Here is a 23,923-nt window from a genome sequence, read left to right on the forward strand (position 1 = left end):
CGCGTTCGGCGTCGGAAAGTAATCGGTGCGAGGGGCTTCGCGCCGCTGGTCCGGTGGCGCCGCGTAAGGCGATATCGCGCGTTGACTTGGACTACCCACGCCGATACCTTCCCGTCCCCGCGCGACTCAGCTGGCGTGACGTCGCCGCGGTGGCAGCGACAGCACGCGTTCGTGGCGGAACTGGTAGACGCGCCGGTCTCAGAAGCCGGTGGGGGATACCCCTTGGGAGTTCGAGTCTCCCCGAGCGCACTGCAGCGATAGCATGAGCAAGCACCATCCAGCACCAATCGAACGGCGCGCCCCCAATCGGGTGGCGCGCCGTTCTGCTTTCCCCGTCGAGCGTCAGCGGCCCAGCGCCGACGGGGGAATGTCCTCGGGGAGCGAGGGGGCGCCGAACGCCTTGCGCAACACCTCGTTCGACTCGCCGACGTAGCGCGCGAGAATGTCGCCGCCGCGCACGATCATGTCGTCGGCAGCCCGCGCCGTTCCCGCGATGAGCAGCAGCGCGCGGCCGAGCCGCATCCCCGTTCCCTCGCTCGGCGTACGCGACGCGAGGACATCGCGATACATGGTGAGGCGGTCGTTGAACTGGCGTTCCGAGACCTTCAGCATCGCCGGCGCCACGTTGCGGTCGGCCTGCAGTGCGAGCCCGAGTTCGCGCGCCACCAGCGAACCCGTGCGATCGTCGAGCGCGTCGCGCTGGGCGACGATCAAACCCAAGGCGCGCCGGGCGTAGCGAAGCTCCCAGGCGGCGCGGTCCAGGTCACCGCGGCACGCCGCCTCGCCGAGCCAGGCGACATCGTCGGGGTCGGGCTCGGTCATGAGCCCCGCCACATACGATTCCAGGGCGCGCTTGAGGCGCCGCTCGGAGCGCCACTCGTCGAACAGACGCGGCGACACGGCGCGCCTTCCGGCGTCAGCCCTGCACGACGGGGAGCCCGACGCGGGCGCGAACCGACGTTTCGTCCTGGAGAAGGTCCGACAGGCGGACGCTGTCCAGGGCGTCGTCGATTCGCTGCTGCAGCATCATCCAGACGGGACGAATACTGCAGTTCTGCGCCTCCGAGCAGCGTTCCTCGGCGATGGGATGCGCCACGCAGTGCAGCTCGAAGGTCCCCTTCTCCGAGGCGGAGATGACCTCGCGCACGGTGACGTCCATCGGGTCGCGGGAGAGTATGTAGCCGCCCTTTGCTCCGCGCGTGCTGTTGACGATCCCGGCGCGGCGAAGCCGCAGGAGGATCTGCTCCACGTAGTCGGCCGGGAGGCGCTCGCGCGCCGCGATCTCGCGCCCGGTCACCGGCCCCTCGCCATGTCGCCGGGAGAGGTGCAGCGCGCAGATGAGTCCGTACTCGGCCCACGTCGTGATTCGCATGGCCTCAATATAGAAGACGAGCGGACGAGAAGCCTGCCCCAGCGAAAGCTGGGGACGAGAAAACGTAGCAAAGGGGACGGACGCGAGCGGTTAGCCGGTTCCGGCGGGAGGGTGCTTGCCAGACGGAATGCCGATCTCGGTCATCTTTCGCAGGTCCAGGACGGCGTCGATCTCGTCGGCTGGGAGGATGCGTTCGTTGCGAACCAGGTCGCGAATGAGGATCCCCTCCTTCACCGAGCGCTTGCTGAGTTCCGCCGCGGCGGCGTAGCCGATCTGCGGTGCGAGTGCGGTGGCCAGCGCGGCCGAACGCTCCACCCACCAGGCGCACATCTCGCGGTGTGCCTGGATTCCGCGCACGCACTTCTCGTCCAGCACCCGGGCGGCGTTGGTCAGCAGCTGCAACGAGAGGAGCACGTTGTGGGCAATGACCGGCATCATCACGTTGAGCTCGAGCTGCCCATGTTCGGCGGCAATGCCGACCGTCGTGTCGCACCCCATCACCTGGTAGCAGACCTGGTTCACCATCTCCGGGATCGAGGGATTCACCTTGCCCGGCATGATGGACGACCCGGGTTGCACCGCCGGCAGGACGATCTCGTCGATCCCGGTGCGCGGCCCCATCACCATCAGGCGAAGGTCGCTGGCGATCTTTGACACGTCGATTGCGAGGACGCGCAGCGCCGCCGAGACGCCGGCAACGTCGCCCATGGACTGCATGAGCTGGATGCGGTCGTTGCCGACTCGCAGCGAGAGTCCGGTCATGTCCGAGAGCGCCTCGACCATCAGCGCGGGATACTCCGGTTCGACCGTGACGCCGGTGCCCACCGCACTCCCGCCAATGCCGAGGTCGCGCAGGTAGTCGGCGCTCTCGCGCACGCGCCGAATGCCGCGATCGATCGAACCGGCGTAGGCGGTGAACTCCTGGCCCAGGCGAATCGGCATGGCGTCCTGCAGGTGCGTCCGTCCTGCCTTCACCACGTCGTCGAACTCGCGCCCCTTGGCGGCCAGCGCATCACGCAACCCGCCGAATGCGCCCTCGAACGCCTCGAGCCGTGAGAGGACTGCAAGGCGGATGTTGGTGGGGATGGTGTCGTTGGTGCTCTGCGCCATGTTCACGTGGTCGTTAGGGTGCACCGGGGTGTACGCTCCGCGGGCGCTGCCTAACAACTCGTTGGCGCGGTTGGCCAGGACCTCGTTCACGTTCATGTTGTGGCTCGTCCCCGCACCGGCCTGGTAGGGATCGACCACGAACTGCTCGCGATGCTGGCCGGCGAGGACCTCGTCTGCCGCGGCGACGATGGCGTCGGCGAGCGCCGGGGCCAGGCGCCCGGTGCGACGATGCACCAGCGCCGCCGCCTTCTTGATCCAGACCTGCGCCACGACAAACGGCTCGAGTGGGCGCAGCCCGCTGATGGGGAAGTTCCTCAGCGCGCGCAGCGTCTGGATGCCGTACAGCGCGTGGGCGGGCACTTCCAGGGTGCCCAGCGGGTCGCGTTCCGTGCGGGTGGTCGTCATGACGAGACGGGGTAACGGCCCCCCGTTGGTGCGCACGCGGTCAACGCGACGCCCGCGTGGCGAGGGCGAGCACGCGAGGGACGGCAGTAAACGGCGCCGCCCCTCGCGCGCCGGCGTCCTACGGGGTCGGCGTGGGAATGTTGTACGTCGAGACGAGTTCGAGCCCGCCGCCGCTCACGGCCACGAGCGACGTCCTGAGCCTGGTGAAGACGGCGGCGCGATAGGTGTTGGTCGAGGTCGACCACGCCTGGTGCTGGCGCAGCGGAATCGAGTCGGTGCCGTCGTCGGTGAAGGCGCAGCGGATTTCCTGGACCTTCGTCCCCCCGGCCGGCGTGTACTGCAGCGAGACGATCATGGTGCTGTTGCCGTCCGACGAGGCGCTCCACTTGAGCGGAATCGTTGCAGTCGACGGTGCGATGGCGTCGGCGGTGAACGACTCGGCGCTCTTGCCGCGCACTTCCGACTGCGGATAGCCCCCGGCGGCTCCCGGAACGGTCACGACGACTGAATCTCCCGGGGTGTACGGAAGCGTCGTCCCGGTCGCGAGGTTGTAGACCGTTGCCGTCCCGCTGCTCACGCGCGGGATGGTCGACGAATTGGCACCGAGCTTGGTCGTGAGGTTCTGGCCGGCGTCGAGGTACGTCACGCCGGTGAGCACACCGTTGTTGGGGGCGACGTAGTCGCCCGCCGAGAAGCACGAGTCGGTGCGCAGGCGGGCATCCGGGATCGACGAGAGGCTCCCCTTGAAGAACGACCCGGTCGGCGCCGTCCGGTGCTCGCCGGTGTTGGAGCGCAGCGCACTGACGTAGACGAAGCCCCAGTTCTGCGTCCCGGGGGTGAAGGACGAGGTGGTGTCACAGGCGGTGACGAAGACGACGGCCGCGCTGAGCGCAGCGAGCGTCGTGACAGCAAGGCGAGCCTGACGAGAGATGGACATCAGCTGAGGAGAATGGGGGGGGCAGCGGTCACGATCGCGGGACGGACGACGCGCGCGCCAAGACTCGCCCGGCGAGGCGTGTGCCCATGTGACACCTGGGGTGCCAGGAGTTCCCGACATGAGAGCGCAGATCGTTTCCGATCGAGGGGACGACGCGAAAAAGCGAAGACGTGATGTGGTGACAGGAATCAGGGCGCACCGCGCGATCAGCGAGTGGAAGCGGGCGGCGACGTGCGTGAGACGAGCCCGGCAATGGCGATGGCCGCCGCAGCCATGAGGCCGGCGCCGAGAAGTGCGACGCTCACGCCGTGCCACCTGCCGAAGGCCACTCGCCGCGGGTCGTCCCTGGCGATGGACTCGATGTTTGGGCCGAGCTCGGCGCGCAACGCCAGGATGCGCGGCGCCACGCCGAGTTGCGCGCCTAACGCGGTGAGGAGGATGAGGGCGGCGGCGCCACGGCGCCAGCCGGAGTGCGTGGCGAGGGCGAAGGCGCCCACCACCACGCCGCTCCAGAAGATGACCGGGAGGACACGCCCAACGACGAGCCCGGCGAGGGCTCGCGTAGGGAGGACGGCAAAGAGCGTCGGCGCAACGACGGCGGAGAAGAGGAGCGCGGCGCCGATCCAGAGCCAGAGCAGGAAGTCGGTGCGAGTGGACATGGCGGGCCTAACGACGCACCGGGCGGGCGAGCCCGGTGAGGAACGGGTTGGACGCCAGCTCCTCGCCAATCGTCGTCGCCGGTCCGTGCCCGGGATAGACGACGGTAGAGGGCGGGAGCGTGGAGACGCGCTCGAGCGTGCGCTGGAACGCCGCGCCGTCGGACATCGGGAGGTCGGTGCGCCCGACGGAGCCGGCGAACAGGACGTCGCCGCCGAAGGCGACGCCGTGCCCGTGCAGCACCACGTGCCCAGGCGCGTGCCCCGGCATGTGCCACACCGTGAAGGTGAGCGCACCGACGGAGACCGTGTCGCCCTCGGTGAAGGTGCGGTCGGGGAGCGGGCCGAGTTCGAACGGAACGCCGTACATCGCGGCCGCCTGGGGGGCGTAGCTGTACATCACCCGGTCGTCGGCGTGGAGATAGACGGGGACATCGATGCGTCGCTTGATGGCCGCGATCCCGCCGATGTGATCGAGGTGCGCGTGCGTGAGCCAGATGGCTTCCAGCGAGACGCCGGCGCGCTCCACGGCGTCGAGCAATCGGTCGCCGTCGTCGCCCGGATCGACGAGCACCCCCTTCCCCGCCGCCTCGTCGGCGACGAGGTAGCAGTTCTCCTGGAAGGGGCCGACGACGAACGACGCGATCTTCACGCGAGTGTTCCTGCCTGCGCTCCCGCCTACGCTCCCGCCTGCGCTCCCGCCTGCGCTCCCGCCTGCGCTCACGCCTTCTCTCCCGCCTTCCCGCGGTCGCGCAGCGCGGTGAGGTACTTCTCGGCGGCGACCGCCGCGGTGGTTGCATCGCCGACCGCGGTGGTGACCTGTCGCGTGAGCTGCACGCGCACGTCGCCAGCCGCAAAGAGCCCGGGGACGTTCGTCTCCATGTGCCATCCCGTGCGCAGGTATCCCGACTCGTCGTGGTCCACGTGATCGGCGATGATCGTCGTGTTGGGCTGGAAGCCAATGAAGACGAAGAAGCCGGTCACCGCGAGGTCACGCGTGGCGCCGCTGTTCACGTCACGCAGCGCGACGTGATCCACCAGGCCGTTGGCATCGGCGAAGACCTGGTCGACGACGGTGTTCCAGATGACCTCGATTTTCGGGTTCTCGAAGACGCGCTTCTGCACGATCTTCGACGCGCGGAAGGTGTCACGGCGATGGATCAGGTACACCTTGCTGGCAAAGCGCGTGAGGTAGTCGGCCTCCTCGCATGCCGCGTCGCCGCCGCCCACCACGGCGATCGTGTGCCCCTTGAAGAAGGCCCCATCGCAGACGGCGCAATACGAGACGCCTTTCCCCGCGTACTCCGCCTCGCCGGGGATGTTGAGCTTGATGGGAGTGCCCCCCGCCGTGACGATCACCGTGGGCGAGACATACACCTCGCCGTCGTCACACGTGGTGTGGAAGGACCCGTCGTCCTGGCGCTTCACGCTCGCGACGTTGCGCGTGTGGAACTCCGCGCCGAACTTCGCGGCGTGGCTGGCGAACTTCTGCGCCAGCTCCCACCCCTCTACATGTTCGAAGCCGGGATAGTCCTCGATCATCTCGGTATTGAGCAGCTCGCCGCCAGGTGCACCGCGCTCGAGCACGACCGTCTTCAGCATCGAGCGTCCGGCGTAGAGTCCCGCCGTCATCCCCGATGGCCCTCCCCCGATGATCACGACTTCGTAGTGCTGGATCCCCACGTGCTTGCTCCCGATAGGTGGTGCGCGGCCGGGCCGCGCGGTTGCAACGGTTCAGGAAGCGGTTCATCGCTCGCCGCGTATCCCGAACGCCAGCGGTAATCTCGCGCGTCTCCGCGCACGGTGGTACCGGCGATTGCCCGTCTCGTCGCGCGGAGGCGCGCGGAGGCGCGGGGAGGCGCGCGGAGGCGCGGGGAGGCGCGCGGTGCTCTTCCTCACCAGTCCGTTTCGGGGAACCGACGTTCCCGCCCGCCCTCGGGAATCGCCGCGGCGCGCCGCGGGCGCCGGGTGCTACCGCCGCACGTGCCGCCCGCCGTCGACCAGGAGGACCTCGCCGGTAACGAAGGTCGCGTCGAGGAGATAGTCGAAGGCGCGCACCACATCCTCGGGTGAGCCGTGGTGCTTGAGCGGAGTGGTCTCGGCGAGGTGCTCGACGGCGCCGGCGTCGAGCCATTCGGGGAGGAGGACCACTCCGGGGGCGATCGCGTTGACCCGGATCTTCGGCGCCAGGACGCGGGCCAGCGCGCGCGTCATCTGCACGATCGCCGCCTTGGACATGGCGTGCGGCACGTAGCCACCCCACGTCTCGAACGCCGCCAGGTCGGCCATGTTGACGATCGAACTCCCCTCGCCCAAATGACGCGCTGCCGCTTGCGCGAGGAAGAACGGGGCGCGCGTGTTGAGGGCGAAGATCTCGTCCCACTGCGCCGGCGTGGTGCGCCCCACCGGGGTGCGCAGCATGTTGGCCGCCGAATTGACGAGGAGGTCCAACCGCCCGCAGCGCGCGACGACGTCGGAGACCAGTTGTTCGGGGGCATCGGCGTCGAGGAGGTCGGCGACCACGGCGTGTGCCGATCCGCCGCTCGACTCGATCTCGCGCACGAGCGCCGCTGCCTCGTCTGGCGACTGCCGATGGTGAATGGCGACGTGGTAGCCGCGGCGCGCCGACGCGCGCGACAGGGCGGCGCCGATGCGCCGCGCCCCGCCGGTCACGAGCGCCACCGGGCGCACGGTCACCGCTCCCCCGTTAGGCAGCGACACCGGCGCGCCGCGACTCGACGCGCGCGTCCTGCCGCTCCAGCCATTCCACCGGGACGGCCAACGCGCCAATGACGCGCGACCCGCCGGTGGCGCCGTGCGAGTCGGAGCCGCCCGACGGGACGAGGTCGAGGTGCTCGGTGACAGCCAGGAGGCGCTTGCGGTCCTCGGCGCCATGCGACGGGTGCAACACCTCGACGCCGTCGAGCCCCATCGCCTTGAGCGCGGTGAGGCGCGTCAGCGTCCCCTCGCCGCCGGGGTGGGCCAGCACCGCGATCCCGCCGCAGTCGTGCACCATCGCGATCGCGTCGAGGAGCGAGAGGCGTCGCTTGTCGAGGTACGCGGGGCGCCCTGCCCCCAGGTAGCGATCGAAGGCGTCGCGGTTGTCGCGCGCCCACCCGTTCTCGACGAGTGCCTTGGCCACGTGCGGGCGCCCGATGGCGCCGCTCCCCGCGGCGTCCAGCACGTCCTGGAAGGTGATCTTCACCCCGATCGCGTTGAGGCGCGCCACCATCTGCGCCCCGCGATCGCGGCGCGCCTCGCGAAACGCCTCGAGGGCCCGTTCCATGCTCGCGAGATCCGCCAGGTGCAAGCCGAGGAGGTGTGTTTCCTCGTCGCCCTGGTATGCGGACAGCTCGACGCCGGCAATCACGCGCAACGCCGTTCCCGCCGCCGCCTCGCGCGCCAGCGGGACCCCCGCCACAGTATCGTGGTCGGTGAGCGCGATGGCGTGGACGCCGGCGGCCAGCGCCGCCGCCACAACCGCATCCGGGGTCTGCGAGCCGTCGGACGCGGTCGAGTGCATGTGCAAGTCGACGCGCGCCACCGTTCCCTCGCCCGGTGCCGTCATGGCGGCCGGATCACTCACGAGGCGTAGCCCGCCTCAGGCGACATCGCTCCCGGCTGCGACTCCGCGAACAGGCGGCGCAGGTCACTCTCGGGGAGCTCGGCCAGCGACTGCTCGCGCGAGCGCGACCCGTGCGGCGAGTAGCGCGTGACGCGGACCTCGCGTCCAGCCCCCGTGCCGTGCACGAAGACCAGGCCGAACTCGTCGTGCTCGTACTGCGTGACGTATCCGCTGGGATAGACGCGCCAGGACTTCTCGTCGATCGTCAGGCTGCGAGTGGGCATCAGAATCCGGTGTCGGGGATGGTCTCGAGCTGCTTCTTGAGGAACGCCATGAAGGCATCGGCGTCGGAACCGTCGACGATGCGATGGTCGAACGAGAGCGAGAAGTACGCGCAGGTGCGGATGGCAATCGTGTCTTCGCCATCGGCGCCGGCAATGACCTTGGGACGCTTCTCGATGGCGCCGAGGCAAAGGATCGCCACCGTGGGCTGGGGGATCACCGGTGTCCCCACCACCGAGCCAAAGACGCCCGGGTTGGTGATGGTGAACGATGCGTCCTGCACGTCCTCGGGCTTGAGCTTCTTGTTGCGCGCGCGTCCCGCCAGGTCGTTGATGTTGCGCGTGAGCCCAACGAGCGACAGCGAGTCGGCCTGCTTCACGACCGGGACGATGAGCCCCCAGTCCAGCGCCACGGCAATCCCGATGTTGTACTGCTTGCGGAAGACGATGTCGGTCCCGCGCACCGCGGCGTTGATGACCGGGAACTTGCGCAGCCCCTGCACCACCGCCTGCGTGATGAAGGGGAGGAAGGTGAGCTTCTCCCCGTACTGCGCCTCGAAGTCGGCGCGCATGCGCTGGCGGATGCGCGCCACGCGCGTGAGGTCCATCTCGAAGAACGTCGTGACGTGGGCCGACGTCTGCTTGGAGTAGACCATGTGGCCGGCGGTGAGGCGCCGGATCTTGGACATCGGCTCGACCACGTCGCCCGGCCACGGCTGCACGACCGGGGGCTCGAAACCGAAGCCGCCCGGGGCATACATCGACGCCATCGGCGCCGGCGCCGCCCCTGGTCGCAACCCCGGCGCGCTGGCCGCACTCGGCGTCGTCACTCCGGCCTCGATGGCCTGGAGGATGTCCTTCTTGGTGACGCGCCCGGCGATCCCGCTTCCCTGGAGGCCAGCGATCTGGATCCCATGCTCGGCGGCGATCTTCCGCACGAGCGGCGACGACTTGGTGCGGAGGCGATCCTCGAACGAGCCGGACGATGCGCCTGGCGCCGTCGAGGCGCCGAGTGGTGCCGTGGCGCCGGCTGCCGCTGGAAGGATGGGGTGCGCGGTGGAATGGTTGGGTACCGACGCGCGCTCGGCGACAGATTCGATAGCGGGGGGGGCCCCCCCGCCGGCTGCCGCCGCCGGCCCGCTCGCCGCCGGCTCGCTCGGCGCCTGCGCCGGCATCGCCGCCGCGGCACTCGCATCAGTCTCCAGGCGCGCCACCACCGCCTGCACCGGGACCGTCTGTCCGTCCGTCACCAGGATCTCGACGAGGATCCCTGCCGACGGCGCCGGGATCTCCGCGTCGACCTTGTCCGTGGAGATCTCGAACAGCGGTTCGTCGCGCTTGATGGTGTCGCCGACCTTCTTGAGCCAGCGGGACATCGTCCCCTCGGCGATCGATTCCCCCATCTGGGGCATGACCACGTCGATGCGAGCCAAAGGATCTCCCTCTCGTCTATCCGGTTCGCGGCGCGAGCGCCGACTGGTTCAGGGCGTGAACGCCGACTGGTACACGGCGCCCGGTGATGCGCGGCGCCCGAGCGTCGGCGCCGGACGCGCAAGCGGCGCCCCCTCTCCCGGGCAGGTCCCGTCGAGGCGCGCCGCTCTCAACTTATGCCGCCGCGCGCTGCCGCTGTAGCAGCGCGCGCCCCATCGATCCCGTCTACTTCCGCTCCTTCTGGGTCAACCGGCGAAGTACCAGCGTGGGCAACGAGACCGCGCCGAGCACGCCGCCCACGCCGACGTACAGGAGCCAGTTGCAGATCGGGAGCCCCTCACACGACGGCGCCTTGGTGAAGAACGCCACGATGCGCCCGATGAGGACCGCCACCATCCCGCCGCTGAAGAAGCCGACGATGAAGGTGAAGCACCCCAAGCCGAACTTGCGCCCGAAGGCGATCGCGTCCTCGTTCTCCGCCGCGGTCGGGGCCCGCTCCTTCCCGGACGACCACCCTCCATCATCGGCACCCCCGTTCCCCGTCCGCACCTAGAACGCCGCCTGCAGCGAGTAGCGCGGATCGTCCTGGCCCTTCAGCTGCACGAAGAACTTCTTCACGTTGCGATCCAGCCGACTCTCGCCCATCTGGTCAGTGTGGACCTCGACGAAGGTGTAGTGCCCTCCCTCGGGTTTGGCGCTCAGCTTGAGGCGGGCCGGCACCTCGGGGGTCCCGACCGCGCCCTGAAAGAGGCGGCTGCGCGCCGTCGACGACAGCGTCTTGAGCCCTAACGAGGAAAAGAAGACATCGGCCGAGTCCATCACCTCGGCCGGCGTGAGGTGCGTGCGAAAGAAGTGGCGCATGTGGCTATCGTTTGCAGTTCTGCCCGGGCGGGGCCTCCGCCATGATTTCCTGCATCCAGTCGTTGGCCCGCTGCAGACGCTGGGTGGAGTCGCGGCGGAACTGGAAGCCGATGGCCCAGGTTCCGGCGTTGACGAACATCAGCTTGCTGTAGTACGTCCCCAGTTCCTTCCCGGGGGTGAGGCCGTTGTCGGTGCTCTTGCGGTCCTCGTTGGTGGCGAAGAGGCGTCCCTCGCCCCCCTCGATCGGTTCGCCGGTCTTGGCGTCGCGCACCACGATCCTGAACTCCACCGGCTCCAGCGCGCACGGCGGCGCAGGGTCGAACGAGATGGCGATGGAGTAGTCGTCCGTGTACAACCGGACCTGCGGCTGCGGCCCGGTAGGGGCACACGCCGTCTCTCCCATGACCACCGCCGCCACTGCGAGCGCCGCCAGGGCGCGCCGGAGCCGTTGCGTCATGATGCGTAGTATTCGAGGCCAAGGTGCGTGATCTGCTCTTCACCCATGAGGTGACGCAGCGTGTTCTTGAGCTTTGTCTGCTGGATGAACAGGTCGTGCTCCGGCTGCAACCCGGGCGCCGCCATGGGACTCTTGTAGTAGAACGAGAGCCACTCCTGGATCCCCTTCATCCCCGCGCGATGCGCAAAGTCGGACAGGAGCGCCAGGTCGAGGACGAGCGGCGCCGCCAGGATCGAATCGCGGCACAGGAAGTTCACCTTGATCTGCATCGGGTAGCCCATCCACCCGACGATGTCGATGTTGTCCCACCCTTCCTTGTTGTCGCCGCGCGGCGGGTAGTAGTTGATGCGCACGACGTGCGAGAAGTCCTTGTACAGCGCCGGGTACTGCTCGGGCTGCAGGATGGTGTGCAGCACCGACAGCTTGGACTCCTCCTTGGTCTTGAACGACGCGGGATCGTCCAGCACCTCACCGTCGCGGTTGCCGAGGATGTTGGTCGAGTACCACCCGGCCAGGCCGAGCATGCGTGCCTTGAGCCCCGGCGCGATGACGGTCTTCATCCACGTCTGCCCGGTCTTGAAGTCCTTCCCCGAAATGGGGACCCCGCGCTGGTTGGCGAGCTCGATGAGCGCCGGTGTGTCGACGGCGAGGTTGGGGGCCCCGTTGCAGTAGGGGACATCCTCCATGATGCAGGCCCACGCATACAGCATCGACGGTGCGATGGCATCGTCGTTCGCTTCCATCGCGCGCTCGAACTGCTCGACAGTCGCGTGCTGCGGCCCCGGCTTGATGAACGTCTCGGTCGACGCACACCACACGGCGACGACGCGCTCGCAATCGTTCTTCGCCTTGAAGTCGCGAATGTCCTGGCGCAACTGCTCCGCCAGGTCGCGCTTGGTCTTCCCCGACTTCACGTTCGTCGTGTTCGTGAGGCGCGTGACGTAGCGCGACTCGAACACCGCCGGCATGGGGACGATCGACGAGAGGAAGTCCTTCAGCGGTTCGAGGTCGCGATCCTCGAGGACGCCGGCCTTGCGCGCGGCGGTGTAGGCGTCGTCGGCGATGGGATCCCAGGCGCCGAAGACGATGTCCTTCAAATCGGTGAGGGGGACAAAGTCCTTGATGAGCGGCGCGCGATGTTCCGTGCGCTTGCCAAGGCGAATGGTCGCCATCTGCGTGAGCGAGCCGATGGGCTGGCTCATGCCGCGGCGTACGCTCTCCACCCCAGCCATGAACGTGGTCGCAACGGCCCCGAGCCCCGGGGTCAGAATGCCGAGCTTGCCGGTGGCCGGACGAACGGCGACACGGGGCGTGGTAGCGGACGAACCCTGCACGGACAGTTCTCCTGGAAAGTCGAATTAGCGCGCGGCGTGCCCCGCCGAGGCGGGGTGCTGCGCGTGGGCGCCGGTGGCCGGCGCGCTGGGGGCGCTCGAAGCCTGGTCGGCGTCGATAGCCGGCTTCGTCACGCGGTAAACGTAGAGGATGCGCTGCACCGCGGTGATCCACGCCGTCACCGACAGCAGCACGCAGATGGTGATGAGCACCCACCCGTTGAGGGCGAGTCCGAAGAATGCCTGCGGCGCCGAGAGCAGGGTGATACGCTCCGGACGCTGCAGCATCCCGACCTTCGCGTCGATCCCGAGGCTTTCCGCACGCGCCCGCGTGTACGACGTGAGGAACGTCCCGATGCCGCCGAGAATGAGCACCGCCACCATCGGCGTCCCCATCAACGGCGGAATGCTCTGGTGAACGTTGTTGCGCGCGAAGAAGATCGTGAGGCCGCCCAGCAGCGCGCCGTCAGCTACACGATCGAGCGTGGAGTCGTAGAACGCCCCGAACACGGTGGAGCGCCCCGTGCGCCGAGCCACAGTCCCATCCAGCACGTCGAACAGTGCCGTGAGCCCCAGGACCCACCCCGCGGTGCGGATGTGTCCGGCGGCAAAGATCGCCCCTGCCGCCATCGAGCAAAGGGTGCCGACCGTGGTGATTGTGTTGGGATTGATGCGATGCCGAACCATCCAGTCCGCCACGGGGGCGATCACCTTCAGGTACCCGCGTATGATCGCTTCCCAGAGACTCTTCATGCGTGGCGTGAGGAGATGGCGAGCGGTTCGGTCACTGTGGGAACGCGGCGGCGCAACAAGAAGGGCTCGGCAGTCTCCGAGCCCCTGAAAGTACCGCTGTCGGCTGGCACGTACAACCCTCTCAGGCTACGGCACTTGCCACTCGAAAACGCCCGTGAGGACGACGCCATCGCGGGTGTACGAACGCGAGCCATCGGCGAGTGCGGCACGCAACCGCACCGTGCTTCCCGCGCTCACGCCGCGTACCGGAATGAGCTCCGTCGAGTTGGCGGCGACGACCTTGAGCTGCTGTTCCGCCCCGCCGGCGGTCAGGAAGACGGTCACCGCCTGCGACGTCGTGTTGGTCACCTTGAGCGAGACCTCGGCCGCCGCACTTGGCGCGGACTGGACCACGACCTGGCGCGAGCAGGCGGCGAGCGGCGTCAATGAGAGCAGAGCCACGAAGATGAATCGGCGCATGATGAAGTGGGGTATGTGGAATGGGCGCGCCCTCTCGCGCCACGCCTGCCGATTGCACAGACTTGCGGGCGAAGCTGGACAGGCACGCCACGTCGCGCAACACCCCACATCACACTCCCCGCGCACCACGATGTTCCATTCGCCGTCGTCCCGGACACTCCGCGCCGACCACGTCTCCGGCCTCGCTCGCGCACGCGCGGGCGGGCTCACGCGTACGTTCGCGGGCACCGTCGCGCTCGCGCTTCGTGGGGCGCTGCTCGCCGTGCTCCTCACCGCGTGCCGCGTAGGTGGACAGGGGCCCTCCCCCGCCCCGCTCCCCCGCATCTCGGCCGAGGCAGCCAGCGCACGCGGCGTCGACCTCGCCACGCTGCAGTCGCGCCTGGATGGCGCGGTGCGGGACGCAGTGCGGGATGGCGCATTTCCCGGCGCGATTGCCGTGGTGGGGAGCAAGGACGGGATCCTGGCCATGTCGAGCGGCGGCCAGCTCGACGCCAACGATCCCAGCGTGCCTAACGAACGCACCATCTGGGACCTGGCCTCGCTCACCAAGGTGATCGGGATGACGTCGGCCATGGAGCGCCTGGTGCAAGGCGGCAAGGTCGACCTCGAGGCACCGGTGCAACGCTACCTCCCGGACTGGACCGGTCCGGGCAAGGACCAGGTGCGCGTGCGCCACCTCCTCACGCACTCGGCGGGACTCCCGTCGTGGCGTCCGCTGTACAAGGAGGCCACGACGCCGGCGCAGGCCATGGCGCTCGTCCTCGCCACGCAGCTCGACACCATCCCCGGTGCGCGCATGGTCTACAGCGACCTGGGGGCGATCCTGCTGGGCGAGATCGTTCGCCGTGTGTCCGGCGCGCCGCTGGATGTCTTCGTCACGCGCGAGGTCTTTGCGCCGTTAGGCATGCGCGAGACGGGGTGGCGCCCAGCGCCCTCGCTCAAGCCGCGCATTGCCCCCACCGAGATCGACCCATGGCGCCAGCGTCACCTGCGCGGCGAGGTCCACGACGAGAATGCCTATGCACTGGGCGGGATGACCGGGCACGCCGGGCTCTTCTCCACCGCCGCTGACCTCACACGCCTGGCGCGCATGTACCTGGGCTACGGACAGTTGGACGGCGTGCGCGTGCTCGACTCCACGACGATCGCGCGCTTCACGTCACGCCCCGAGTCGTCGCTCTCCAACCGGGCGCTGGGGTGGGAGAAGCCCAACGGGTCGAACTCGGCCGGTCACCGCATGTCGCCGGCCGCGTTTGGTCACACCGGCTTCACCGGGACGTCGGTCTGGATCGATCCCGGGAACGATATCTTCGTCATCCTGCTAACCAATCGTGTGAATCCGACGCGCGAGAACCGGAAGATCGGGCAGGTCCGGATCGCCGTTGCCGACGCCGTGATGGGGGCGCTTCAAGGGTGCGCCGCGGGCGCGTCATTGCTTGAATGCCCCGCTGGCGGGCGATAGATTATCGACTATTCAAGTCGCATTTGCGACCATACGTAACCGGAGGCAATCGTGAGCACCAACGTCTCGCCCGAAATCGTCGTCACCGTGACCCCGGTCGCCGCTGTCGAGGTCAAGCGTTTCATGGACGCGGAGGGCGTGTCGCCAGACGTCGGCGGTCTTCGCGTGAGCGTCCAGCCCGGTGGCTGCAGCGGCTTCAAGTACGGCCTGCTGATCGAGGACCAGGCGGCGGAGGACGACTACATCCTGTCGCAGGAAGGGTTCCGCATGTTCGTCGACCCGTTCTCGGCGCAGTACATCAACCAGGTCACCATCGACTACGTCTCGTCGATGCAGGGTTCCGGGTTTACCTTCAAGAACCCCAACGCCACCGGTGGCTGTGGCTGTGGTAGTTCCTTCACTGCCTAACGAACCATGACCCCACCGGCCCCCGACGTGATGCACACGCCGGGTGCCGCCGCGAAGTCCGAGGCCCGCGAGTCGTTGTCGACGAATCGCGGGCCTTCGTATTCCCCGGCTCTCCCCATGAGCGACGCCCACTCCAAAGAGCGCATCCCCACCATCGTCGTCGACGAACACGAGGACATCGCCCGTGTCGTCGCGGCCCGCATGGCCACCCTCATCCGCGAACGCGCGGCCGCCGGACGCCCCCTGGTGCTCGGCCTCGCCACCGGCTCCACCCCCATCGGCGTCTATCGGGAACTCATCCGCATGCACCGCGACGAGGGGCTCTCGTTTCGTCACGTGGTGACGTTCAACCTGGACGAGTACTATCCGATGGCGCCGGACAGCGTGCACTCCTACCACCGCTTCATGTGGGAGAACCTGTTCTCGCAGATCGACATCGTGCGCGAGAACGTGCACATCCCGCGCGGCGACGTTCCCCGCGACGAGGTCGACGCGCACGTGCGCGCCTACGAGGCGGCGATCCGTGCCGCCGGCGGGATCGACTTTCAGATCCTCGGCATCGGCAAGACGGGGCACATCGGCTTCAACGAGCCGGGGTCGGGCGCCGAGAGTCGCACGCGGCTCGTGACGTTGGACATGATCACGCGCCGCGATGCGGCGGCGGACTTCTTTGGCGAGGACAACGTCCCGCGCGAAGCGCTCACGATGGGCGTGGCGTCGATCCTCGACGCGCGCGAAATCGCCATCCTCGCCACGGGCGAGCACAAGTCGGCGATCGTGCGCCGCGCAGTGGAAGGCGCCATCGCGACCGATGTCGCGGCGACGTTCCTGCAGCGCCACCCGGCCACCACGTTCTACATCGATCGTGCCGCCGCCGCCGACCTTACGCGCATTTCCACCCCGTGGCTGCTGGACGAGGTCACGTGGAGCGAGGAGCTGACGATTCGCGCCGTGGTCTGGCTCTCGCTCACGGAGCGGAAGGCGATCCTCAAGCTCACGCAGCGCGACTACGCCGAGCATCACCTGTCGTCGCTGGTGGCGCGGTTCGGGAGCGCGGGGGAGGTGAACGGTCACGTCTTCAACGCGTTAGGCGCGAAGATCCGCGGGCGGTCCAAGCTTCCGGTGAAAAAGCGGATCCTCTGCTTCTCGCCGCACCCCGACGACGACGTGATCTCGATGGGCGGGATCCTGCGCAAGCTGGTGCTCAACGAGAACGACATCACCGTGGCGTACATGACGAGCGGGAACATCGCCGTCTTCGACCATGACGTGCGCCGCTACGTCGATTTCCTGGCGCGCCTGGCCAACGATCGACAGCTGGACGTGGAGGCCATCGAGGCGATGCGCGACCGCGTGTACGGCTTCCTTGCCGCCAAGCATCCGGGCGACGTGGACACGGCCGAGGTGCAGGACATCAAGCGCATCATTCGCGAATCGGAAGCGATCTCGGGGATCGAGACGATGGGGCTCGACGCCACGGCGGCGCGCTTCCTCAACCTCCCCTTCTACCAGACGGGGAAGGTGCGCAAGGACCCGATTGGCCCGGCCGACGTGGCGATCGTGAAGGCGATCCTCCTCGAGAAGCAGCCGGACATCATCTACGTGGCGGGCGACCTGTCGGACCCGCACGGGACGCACCGGATGTGCAAGGAGGCCATCGAGGGAGCGCTCGCGCAGTTGGCAGAAGACGAGAGGACGAGAAGACGAGAAGACGAGGGGGCTCCACCTTCCTCGTTGCTGCCTGAGGTTTGGCTGTATCGGGGGGCGTGGCAGGAGTGGCCGATCACGGAGGCGACGTACCTCGTGCCCATCTCGCAGGACGAGCTCAAGCTCAAGATCCAGGCGATCTTCAAGCACCAGTCGCAGAAGGACTCGGCGCCCTTTCCCGGGCAGGACGATCGCGAGTTCTGGCAGCGCGTCGAGGCGCGCAACAAGGACACGGCCGCGCTCCTGGACCAGCTCGGCCTGGCCGAGTACTTCGCGATGGAGGCCTATGTCGTCATGTAAGGAGGAGTGCGCATGAGTGCACGGTTCACGGCGCTCGACGCCATCGTCCTCCTTGCCTACCTGGCCGGGACCACCGCGTTAGGCATGTGGGTGGGACGGCGGCAGAACGACGCGCGCGACTACTTCGTCGCCGATCGCGCGATTCCGTGGTGGGCGGTGATGTTCTCCATCGTTGCCACCGAGACCAGCGCCCTCACCTTCATCTCCATCCCGGGGCTGGCCTACACGGGGAACCTGGGCTTCTTGCAGGTGGCGGCCGGGTACATTCTTGGGCGCATCGTCGTGGCGTACGCCCTCCTCCCGCGCTACTACCAGGGGGAGCTGGTCACCGCCTACGCGCTGCTGGAGAAGCGCTTTGGAAGTGCCACGCGCCGCCTGACGTCCATCGTCTTCATGATCACGCGCGCCATGGCCGACGCCGTGCGCGTCTTCGCCACCGCGATCCCGGTCGCCCTCATCCTGGGCGACCGCGTCCCCAAGTCGGCGCTCATGCCGTCGGCCATCCTCATCCTCGGCGTCCTCACCATCATCTACACGTACCGCGGCGGGATGAAGGCGGTGGTGTGGACGGAGCTGGTGCAGGCCGGCGTCTACATCTTTGGCGGCGCGTCGGCCATCGTCCTCCTCGGACAGTCGGTCGAGGGGGGATGGTCGGCGATCCTGGCGCAGGCCGGGGCGCAGGGCAAGCTCACCGTCCTCGACTGGTACACCGGGATCGATCGCGCGCACACCGTGTTCGCGGGGCTCATTGGCGGGGCGTTCCTGGCCATGGCATCGCACGGCGCCGACCAACTCATCGTGCAGCGCCTCCTCTCGTCGCGGTCGCTCAAGGACGCACAACGGGCCATCATCGGGAGCGGGATCGCCGTCTTCTTCCAGTTCACGCTCTTCCTGTTCATCGGCGTCGGATTGTTTGTCTTCTACGGCGGCAAGCCGTTCGGCGCACCCGACGCCGTCTTCCCCACCTTCATCGTGGAGCGAATGCCGCCGGGGCTGGTGGGGCTCCTCATAGCCGCGATCGTGGCGGCCACGATGAGCACGCACTCCGGGGCCATCAACTCGCTCGCGGCCGCCACCACGCACGACATCTATCTCCCCCTCACGGGGCGCAAGCCTGACGAGGAGCGCACGCTCAAGGCCGGGAAGCTCTTTGCCCTGGGGTGGGGCATCGTCCTCACCGGCGGCGCACTCCTCTTCAAGGAGCAGGGGACGCCGGTCGTGGTCGTCGCACTCGGCATTGCGTCGTTCACGTATGGCGGGCTGCTGGGGACCTTCTTCCTGGGGAACTTCTGGGCGCGCGCCAACCAGCGCGACGCCATCACCGGGCTCGTGCTCGGGATCGCGGCGATGTCGTTCGTGGTCTTCGCGAAGCAGCTGTCGACCGCCTATCCTTCCCTGGCCGACACGCTCGGTCCGCTCTCGCGCGTCGCGTGGCCCTGGTACGTACTCATCGGAACTTCCATCACCTTCGTCATCGGCATGCTGTCGTCGCTCACTCATCCTGCCCCGCCTTCGCTCCCCGCCACCTCCACCGCCAAGGGCGCATGAGCGCGATCGTGGTCGGCGTCGACGCCGGCGGCTCGCGCACGCGCGTGATGGTCGCCGACGAAAGCGGCAAGGAGATCGTGACGGCCGAGGGGGGGCCGAGTGCGGCACGCCCCGGCGAGATCGAACGCGCCGCCGACACCATTGCGGCGACCATCAGGGACGCGCTGGCCGCCTGCGACATGAGCCACATCGTCCCCAAGGTCCTGTGCGTGGGCGCCGCGGGCGCTGGGCGCGAACCGGAGCGCGAAGGGCTGTGGCAGGCGCTGATGGGGCGCGACGTGGCAGAGGATATCGTCGTGCATCCCGACGCGATGATTGCCCTGGACGATGCGTTTGGCGAAGGGGCCGGCCTCATGGTCATCAGCGGAACGGGATCGGTCGGCTTCGGGCGCGGCCCCGCCGGCGCCTTCGCGCGCTGCGGCGGCTGGGGCCCGGTGTGTGGCGACGAGGGGAGCGGGGCGTGGATCGGTCGCAAGGCGCTGAGCATCGTCACCGCGTCGCACGACGGGCGCGAGCCCGAGACGCAGCTCGTGGGTGCCGTGCTCACCGCGGCGGAAGTGAACGAGGTTGCCGACCTCGTCGCCTGGGGAGCGCAGGCCACGCCGGCGACGCTGGCGACGCTGGCCCCGGTGGTCCTGAGCGTAGCCCAGGGGGGCGACCTGCGCGCCAACTCGCTGGTGACCATCGCGGTGGAGGAACTCGTCCTGCACGCCCGCACCCTCGCCCGGCAGCTCTTTGGCGACGAGCGCGCGGCCGTCCCGTTGGCGCTGGGTGGTGGGCTCCTGGCCAAGGGGTCGCTCCTGCGCAAGCGCATGGTGAGTCGGCTCAAGACGGCGGTTCCCGGAGCCCAGCTCCGTGAGGAAGACGTGGTCCCGGTGCGCGGTGCCGTTCGCGGTGCACTGCGCCTGCTGGGCGCCGAAACCCCGTAGGCTTTCCGTCGCCCCCGTCGATCGCCAGACGGCGGTCGTGGGCGCGGGTCGCCACGTTGGCGGCCCGCGCCTTGCACTTCCCCCTGCGACCCCCTCTCCCTCCGTCATGGACCTGATCCACACCTTCATCGACTACGTCCTGCACCTGGACCAGCACCTCACCGCACTCGTGGCGTGGGCGGGGGTGTGGACCTACGTAGTGCTGGCGCTGATCATCTTCGCCGAGACCGGGCTGGTTGTGACGCCGTTCCTGCCCGGCGATTCGCTCCTCTTTGCGGTGGGGGCGCTCGCCGCCGCGACCGGGACGCTCAGCGTCACGCTGATGTTCATCCTGCTCGCCGTCTGCGCGATTGTCGGCGACGCGGTGAACTACTGGCTGGGGAGCAAGTTCGGCGCGCAGGCCGCGGCGGGGAAACTCCCGCTCGTAAAGGCCGCGCACATCCAGCGCACGCACGAGTTCTACGAGCGGCACGGCGGGAAGACGATCATCCTGGCGCGCTTCATCCCCATCATCCGCACCTTTGCCCCGTTTGTCGCCGGCGCGGGCTCGATGTCGTACCAGCGCTTTGCGCTTTACAACGTCGCCGGAGGGACGGCGTGGGTGGGCATCATGCTGTTCGCGGGATACTTCTTCGGCAACATCCCGGTGGTGAAGAGCAACTTCTCGCTGGTGGTGCTGGGAATCATCATCGTCTCGATCATCCCCGGTGTGGTGGCGGTGTGGCAGGAGCGGCAGCGGATCGTGGCGGAGAGGAGCCGTCGTCCATAGAGTCGATGCAGACCGGAGAATCGACGAGCGCCACGCGTTGCCCCTCCCGAACGCACGTCGGGCGCCGATCCCATGGACCGGCGCCCGCTGTGCACCTGACGGCTGCGTCGCTCGCTACGCCGACGGCACGTGCAACGTATCGCCCTCGATCTTCTCCATCTCGGGGAGCGACTCCTTGCGGAACTCCCCTTCCCAGCGCGCCATCACCGCCGTCGCGAGGCAGTTCCCCACCAGGTTCACCGACGTGCGCGCCATGTCCATCAGCGCGTCGACGCCAAGGATGACGGCCACGCCCTGCAGCGGGAGGCCAAACGACGACAGCGCCCCCGACAGGATCACGAGCGATGCACGCGGCACGGCGGCGACTCCCTTGGACGTCAGCATCAGCGTCAGCATCATGATGAGCTGCTGGCTGAGCGGCATGTCGATCCCCGCCGCCTGCGCCACGAAGATGGAGGCGAGGGCGAGGTAGAGCGTGCTCCCGTCGAGGTTGAACGAATACCCGGTCGGCATCACGAAGGCGACGATGCGGCGCGGGACGCCGAACTTCTCCATCGCCTGCATCGCTTGCGGGAGTGCCGCCTCGGACGACGCGGTGGAGAAGGCGATCAGCGCCGGCTCGCGCACCGTCTGCAGGAACTGCTTGAGCGGGATGCGGAAGATGAGGATGATGGGGATGAGGACGATGAGGATGAAGACGATCAGCGCCCCATACAGCGTGAGCACGAGGATGCCAAGGTTCTTGAGCACGCCGAGCCCGCTGTTGGCGACCGTGACGGCGATGGCGGCCCCGATGCCGAAGGGCGCGAAGGCCATCACGATCCCCACGAACTTGAACATCACCTCGGACAACGACTCGAGGACGCTCAGCATGATCTTCTTCGGCTCGCCCTTGACCCGGGCCAGCGCCACGGCAAAGAGGATGGAGAAGAAGACCACCTGCAGCACCTCGTTGGTCGCCGCCGCCTCGAAGAAGCTCTGGGGGACGGTGTGCTCCAGCACGCCGCCTAACGTGACCTTCTTCGACGCGAACTGCTCGCCCATCTCCGCCGACGCCCCTTCGAGCGTGATCCCCTGCCCCGGCTTGACCCAGTTGACCGCGATGAGCCCCACGGCGAGTGCCAGCGTGGTCACGACCTCGAAGTAGATGATCGAACGCAGCGCCAGTCGCCCGACCTTCTTCATGTCGTCGCCGTGCCCGGCAATCCCGATCACCAGCGTGCTGAAAAGGAGCGGGACGATCAGCGACTTGATCATCCGCAGGAAGATGTTGGAGATCGGCTTGAGTTCCTTGCCGATATCCGGGAGGAATGTCCCCACGACGATCCCGATCACCATCGAGATCATGATCCAGTGCGTGAGGGTCAGCCCTTTCTTGGGGGCGGCGGCCGGCGTCGTTGCCATCGGGGAGAAGACGAGAAGACGAGAGGACGAGAAGACGAGGGATTGCGCCTGCAGCCTCGTCCCTGACTGGGGGGAGCTACTTCGTCTTACGTGCGAGGGGTGCGGGACTGCTGGAAACAGGGCGGCGTGTGCGCGACCATCAGTGACCGCCGCCTGACACCGGCTCGATGTGCGGGCGCTTGCCGGTCCGCAGGACCGAGTGCCGGTAGCCGTACAGGAAGTAGAACACCAGGCCGACCGCGAGCCAGATCCCGAAGCGGATCCACGTCACCAACGGCAGCTGCACCATGAGGTAGAAGCAGGCGCCGATGGAGATGAGCGGGGTGAACGGGACGCCGGGGACGCGGAAGGGGCGCGGGCGATCGGGGTCGGACTTGCGCAGGAAGATCACCCCCGCCGAGACGAGCACGAAGGCAAAGAGCGTCCCGATGTTCGTGAGGTCGACGACCTCGGCGATGTTCGCGAACGCGGCGAAGGTCGCCACGAACGTCCCCGTCAGGATCGTCCCCACGTAGGGGGTGCGGAACTTCGGGTGCACCTTGGCCATCACCGGCGGGAGCAGGCCGTCGCGCGCCATGGAGTAGAAGATGCGTGGCTGCCCCAACTGGAACACCAGCAGGACGCTCCCCATCGCGATCACCGCGCCTAACGCGATGATGAAGCGCGAGAAGGTGAGCAGCGCCGGCGGACCGTCGGCATACTGGAGTGCGGTGATCATCGGCTCTGGCGTCCCGAGTTGCTTCCACGGCGCCATCCCGGTCATCACGATCGACAGCAGGACGTACAGCACGGTGCAGATCACCAGCGACATGATGATGCCGAAGGGCATGTCCTTCGCCGGGTTCTTCGCCTCCTCGGCGGCCGTCGACACCGCATCGAAGCCGATATAGGAGAAGAAGATGATCGCCGCGGCGGCGCTGATCCCCTTGAAGCCGTTGGGGGCAAAGCCGCCCAGTGCGGGGTTGTTCCAGTTGTCCGGCTTGATGAGGAAGGCGCCGACGGCGAGGAAGAAGACGATGATCCCGATCTTGAGGACGACCATCGCGTTGTTCGTGTTGGCCGACTCCTTGATACCGATTACGAGGATGGTCGTGATGGTGAAGACGGCCAGCGCCGCCGGGAGGTTCATGATCACCGGGAGGCCGAACAGGTGCGGCGCCTCGCTCCACGCCGAGGCGAGGTACTGCAGCGACGGGTCGACCGCCCCGCCAGCTGCAGCGCCCAGCGCCGTGAAGGCGTCGTGTGCCGTGCGGTAGTCGGTGGCCAGCCACGCCGGGAGGTGCAACCCGAAGTGGGAGATCAGCTCGCGAAAGTGCCCCGACCAGCCAATCGCCACGCCGATGTTCCCCACCGCATACTCCACGATGAGGTCCCACCCGATGATCCAGGCCACGAACTCGCCAATGGCCGCATAGGCGTACGTATACGCCGACCCGGCAATAGGGACCATCGAGGCAAACTCGGCGTAGCATAACGCGGCGAAGCCGCAGGCCACCGCCGTGAGGAGGAACGAGAAGACGATGGCCGGCCCCGCGCCGGGACGCGCCGCGTCGCCGACGATCGCCGTCCCGGTGGTGGCGAAGATACCGGCGCCAATCGTGGCCCCGACGCCGAGCGCCGTCAGGTGCCACCGGGTGAGGTGGCGCTTGAGCCCACCGCCCAGCGAGGACTCGGCCTCGCAGTCGGCAACGGATTTCCTGGCGAAGATGGACGTGTTGGTCGACATCACCTGCGGTCGCGATAGGGACGGAAAGCCGACCGCGGGGCTTCGGAGGTGC

Annotated in this window: 25 protein-coding genes and 1 tRNA gene; 7 read left to right on the forward strand and 19 right to left on the reverse strand. The window is 68.1% G+C overall.

Annotated elements, in window-relative coordinates; translation table 11 throughout:
- The first annotated feature begins 165 nt into the window (after positions 1 to 165).
- Positions 166 to 249 (forward strand) — tRNA-Leu (locus IT359_11175).
- A 93-nt stretch (positions 250 to 342) separates the two neighbouring features.
- On the opposite strand, the gene IT359_11180 is transcribed toward IT359_11175, so the two are convergent.
- The 17 genes from IT359_11180 to IT359_11260 form a co-directional block, all read right to left on the reverse strand.
- On the reverse strand, positions 343 to 900 hold the full coding sequence (locus IT359_11180) for a hypothetical protein (GenBank protein MCC6929542.1): 558 nt from the start codon (positions 898 to 900) through the stop codon (positions 343 to 345).
- Positions 901 to 916: 16 nt separating this feature from the next.
- The gene (locus IT359_11185) at positions 917 to 1,372 is read right to left on the reverse strand and encodes an Rrf2 family transcriptional regulator (protein MCC6929543.1); all 456 of its coding nucleotides are present in this window, start codon (positions 1,370 to 1,372) and stop codon (positions 917 to 919) included.
- Positions 1,373 to 1,462: 90 nt separating this feature from the next.
- A complete protein-coding gene (locus tag IT359_11190; GenBank protein MCC6929544.1) occupies positions 1,463 to 2,887 on the reverse strand; it encodes an aspartate ammonia-lyase in 1,425 nt (474 codons plus the stop codon).
- Between the two features lie 118 nt (positions 2,888 to 3,005).
- The gene (locus IT359_11195; protein MCC6929545.1) at positions 3,006 to 3,824 is read right to left on the reverse strand and encodes a hypothetical protein; all 819 of its coding nucleotides are present in this window, start codon (positions 3,822 to 3,824) and stop codon (positions 3,006 to 3,008) included.
- 206 nt (positions 3,825 to 4,030) lie between these two features.
- Positions 4,031 to 4,483, reverse strand: coding sequence for a DUF4149 domain-containing protein (locus IT359_11200; GenBank protein ID MCC6929546.1), 453 nt, complete (start codon positions 4,481 to 4,483; stop codon positions 4,031 to 4,033).
- A gap of 7 nt (positions 4,484 to 4,490) precedes the next feature.
- Positions 4,491 to 5,204, reverse strand: coding sequence for an MBL fold metallo-hydrolase (locus tag IT359_11205; GenBank protein ID MCC6929547.1), 714 nt, complete (start codon positions 5,202 to 5,204; stop codon positions 4,491 to 4,493).
- Positions 5,201 to 6,163: a thioredoxin-disulfide reductase gene (gene trxB, locus IT359_11210; protein MCC6929548.1), complete on the reverse strand. Its 963-nt coding sequence runs from the start codon at positions 6,161 to 6,163 to the stop codon at positions 5,201 to 5,203. The genes IT359_11205 and trxB overlap by 4 nt, the downstream gene beginning before the upstream one ends.
- Positions 6,164 to 6,451: 288 nt before the next feature.
- Entirely contained in the window at positions 6,452 to 7,201 is a 750-nt protein-coding gene (locus IT359_11215; GenBank protein MCC6929549.1) for an SDR family oxidoreductase, read from the reverse strand.
- Positions 7,188 to 8,066 carry a PHP domain-containing protein gene (locus IT359_11220; GenBank protein ID MCC6929550.1) on the reverse strand — a complete coding sequence of 293 codons (879 nt, stop codon included), beginning with the start codon at positions 8,064 to 8,066 and terminating at the stop codon, positions 7,188 to 7,190. The genes IT359_11215 and IT359_11220 overlap by 14 nt, the downstream gene beginning before the upstream one ends.
- Entirely contained in the window at positions 8,063 to 8,329 is a 267-nt protein-coding gene (locus IT359_11225; protein MCC6929551.1) for a hypothetical protein, read from the reverse strand. Before IT359_11225 ends, IT359_11220 begins: the two co-directional genes overlap by 4 nt.
- On the reverse strand, positions 8,329 to 9,759 hold the full coding sequence (locus tag IT359_11230) for a 2-oxo acid dehydrogenase subunit E2 (GenBank protein MCC6929552.1): 1,431 nt from the start codon (positions 9,757 to 9,759) through the stop codon (positions 8,329 to 8,331). The genes IT359_11225 and IT359_11230 overlap by 1 nt, the downstream gene beginning before the upstream one ends.
- Before the next feature lie 223 nt (positions 9,760 to 9,982).
- Entirely contained in the window at positions 9,983 to 10,306 is a 324-nt protein-coding gene (locus IT359_11235; protein MCC6929553.1) for a hypothetical protein, read from the reverse strand.
- Positions 10,307 to 10,618: a hypothetical protein gene (locus IT359_11240; protein ID MCC6929554.1), complete on the reverse strand. Its 312-nt coding sequence runs from the start codon at positions 10,616 to 10,618 to the stop codon at positions 10,307 to 10,309.
- A 4-nt stretch (positions 10,619 to 10,622) separates the two neighbouring features.
- The gene (locus IT359_11245) at positions 10,623 to 11,075 is read right to left on the reverse strand and encodes a hypothetical protein (protein ID MCC6929555.1); all 453 of its coding nucleotides are present in this window, start codon (positions 11,073 to 11,075) and stop codon (positions 10,623 to 10,625) included.
- The gene (locus tag IT359_11250) at positions 11,072 to 12,307 is read right to left on the reverse strand and encodes an inositol-3-phosphate synthase (GenBank protein ID MCC6929556.1); all 1,236 of its coding nucleotides are present in this window, start codon (positions 12,305 to 12,307) and stop codon (positions 11,072 to 11,074) included. Before IT359_11250 ends, IT359_11245 begins: the two co-directional genes overlap by 4 nt.
- A 126-nt stretch (positions 12,308 to 12,433) precedes the next feature.
- On the reverse strand, positions 12,434 to 13,159 hold the full coding sequence (locus IT359_11255) for a CDP-alcohol phosphatidyltransferase family protein (protein ID MCC6929557.1): 726 nt from the start codon (positions 13,157 to 13,159) through the stop codon (positions 12,434 to 12,436).
- A 126-nt stretch (positions 13,160 to 13,285) separates the two neighbouring features.
- The gene (locus IT359_11260) at positions 13,286 to 13,618 is read right to left on the reverse strand and encodes a hypothetical protein (protein MCC6929558.1); all 333 of its coding nucleotides are present in this window, start codon (positions 13,616 to 13,618) and stop codon (positions 13,286 to 13,288) included.
- 130 nt (positions 13,619 to 13,748) lie between these two features.
- On the opposite strand from IT359_11260, the gene IT359_11265 reads away from it, so the two are divergent.
- From IT359_11265 to IT359_11290, 6 genes are all read left to right on the forward strand, one after another.
- On the forward strand, positions 13,749 to 15,080 hold the full coding sequence (locus IT359_11265) for a serine hydrolase (protein MCC6929559.1): 1,332 nt from the start codon (positions 13,749 to 13,751) through the stop codon (positions 15,078 to 15,080).
- 123 nt (positions 15,081 to 15,203) lie between these two features.
- On the forward strand, positions 15,204 to 15,488 hold the full coding sequence (locus tag IT359_11270; protein MCC6929560.1) for an iron-sulfur cluster assembly accessory protein: 285 nt from the start codon (positions 15,204 to 15,206) through the stop codon (positions 15,486 to 15,488).
- Positions 15,489 to 15,518: 30 nt separating this feature from the next.
- Complete coding sequence (gene nagB / locus IT359_11275) at positions 15,519 to 17,495, forward strand: glucosamine-6-phosphate deaminase (GenBank protein ID MCC6929561.1); 1,977 nt, start codon at positions 15,519 to 15,521, stop codon at positions 17,493 to 17,495.
- Positions 17,496 to 17,507: 12 nt separating this feature from the next.
- Complete coding sequence (locus IT359_11280) at positions 17,508 to 19,043, forward strand: sodium:solute symporter (protein ID MCC6929562.1); 1,536 nt, start codon at positions 17,508 to 17,510, stop codon at positions 19,041 to 19,043.
- Complete coding sequence (locus IT359_11285; protein ID MCC6929563.1) at positions 19,040 to 19,972, forward strand: hypothetical protein; 933 nt, start codon at positions 19,040 to 19,042, stop codon at positions 19,970 to 19,972. Before IT359_11280 ends, IT359_11285 begins: the two co-directional genes overlap by 4 nt.
- A 106-nt stretch (positions 19,973 to 20,078) precedes the next feature.
- Positions 20,079 to 20,741 carry a DedA family protein gene (locus tag IT359_11290; GenBank protein MCC6929564.1) on the forward strand — a complete coding sequence of 221 codons (663 nt, stop codon included), beginning with the start codon at positions 20,079 to 20,081 and terminating at the stop codon, positions 20,739 to 20,741.
- Between the two features lie 114 nt (positions 20,742 to 20,855).
- Here IT359_11290 and IT359_11295 read toward each other — a convergent pair whose 3' ends face one another.
- Both IT359_11295 and IT359_11300 read right to left on the reverse strand, forming a co-directional pair.
- Positions 20,856 to 22,145, reverse strand: a complete 1,290-nt coding sequence (locus IT359_11295) for a cation:dicarboxylase symporter family transporter (GenBank protein ID MCC6929565.1) — start codon at positions 22,143 to 22,145, stop codon at positions 20,856 to 20,858.
- Between the two features lie 139 nt (positions 22,146 to 22,284).
- Positions 22,285 to 23,871, reverse strand: a complete 1,587-nt coding sequence (locus IT359_11300; GenBank protein ID MCC6929566.1) for an amino acid permease — start codon at positions 23,869 to 23,871, stop codon at positions 22,285 to 22,287.
- Positions 23,872 to 23,923 lie beyond the last annotated feature (52 nt).

This window comes from Gemmatimonadaceae bacterium (assembly GCA_020852815.1).
Lineage (GTDB): Bacteria > Gemmatimonadota > Gemmatimonadetes > Gemmatimonadales > Gemmatimonadaceae > SCN-70-22.

What these genes read in the sequence shown, in the direction of transcription:
- IT359_11185 (MCC6929543.1), bottom strand. Translation starts at nt 1,372, where the DNA reads ATGCGAATCACGACGTGGGCCGAGTACGGACTCATCTGCGCGCTGCAC.
- IT359_11190 (MCC6929544.1), bottom strand. Translation starts at nt 2,887, where the DNA reads ATGACGACCACCCGCACGGAACGCGACCCGCTGGGCACCCTGGAAGTG.
- IT359_11195 (MCC6929545.1), bottom strand. Translation starts at nt 3,824, where the DNA reads ATGTCCATCTCTCGTCAGGCTCGCCTTGCTGTCACGACGCTCGCTGCG.
- IT359_11200 (MCC6929546.1), bottom strand. Translation starts at nt 4,483, where the DNA reads ATGTCCACTCGCACCGACTTCCTGCTCTGGCTCTGGATCGGCGCCGCG.
- IT359_11225 (MCC6929551.1), bottom strand. Translation starts at nt 8,329, where the DNA reads ATGCCCACTCGCAGCCTGACGATCGACGAGAAGTCCTGGCGCGTCTAT.
- IT359_11240 (MCC6929554.1), bottom strand. Translation starts at nt 10,618, where the DNA reads ATGCGCCACTTCTTTCGCACGCACCTCACGCCGGCCGAGGTGATGGAC.
- IT359_11245 (MCC6929555.1), bottom strand. Translation starts at nt 11,075, where the DNA reads ATGACGCAACGGCTCCGGCGCGCCCTGGCGGCGCTCGCAGTGGCGGCG.
- IT359_11250 (MCC6929556.1), bottom strand. Translation starts at nt 12,307, where the DNA reads ATGGCTGGGGTGGAGAGCGTACGCCGCGGCATGAGCCAGCCCATCGGC.
- IT359_11255 (MCC6929557.1), bottom strand. Translation starts at nt 13,159, where the DNA reads ATGAAGAGTCTCTGGGAAGCGATCATACGCGGGTACCTGAAGGTGATC.
- IT359_11260 (MCC6929558.1), bottom strand. Translation starts at nt 13,618, where the DNA reads ATGCGCCGATTCATCTTCGTGGCTCTGCTCTCATTGACGCCGCTCGCC.
- IT359_11265 (MCC6929559.1), top strand. Translation starts at nt 13,749, where the DNA reads ATGTTCCATTCGCCGTCGTCCCGGACACTCCGCGCCGACCACGTCTCC.
- IT359_11270 (MCC6929560.1), top strand. Translation starts at nt 15,204, where the DNA reads ATGGACGCGGAGGGCGTGTCGCCAGACGTCGGCGGTCTTCGCGTGAGC.
- nagB (MCC6929561.1), top strand. Translation starts at nt 15,519, where the DNA reads ATGCACACGCCGGGTGCCGCCGCGAAGTCCGAGGCCCGCGAGTCGTTG.
- IT359_11280 (MCC6929562.1), top strand. Translation starts at nt 17,508, where the DNA reads ATGAGTGCACGGTTCACGGCGCTCGACGCCATCGTCCTCCTTGCCTAC.
- IT359_11285 (MCC6929563.1), top strand. Translation starts at nt 19,040, where the DNA reads ATGAGCGCGATCGTGGTCGGCGTCGACGCCGGCGGCTCGCGCACGCGC.
- IT359_11290 (MCC6929564.1), top strand. Translation starts at nt 20,079, where the DNA reads ATGGACCTGATCCACACCTTCATCGACTACGTCCTGCACCTGGACCAG.
- IT359_11295 (MCC6929565.1), bottom strand. Translation starts at nt 22,145, where the DNA reads ATGGCAACGACGCCGGCCGCCGCCCCCAAGAAAGGGCTGACCCTCACG.
- IT359_11300 (MCC6929566.1), bottom strand. Translation starts at nt 23,871, where the DNA reads ATGTCGACCAACACGTCCATCTTCGCCAGGAAATCCGTTGCCGACTGC.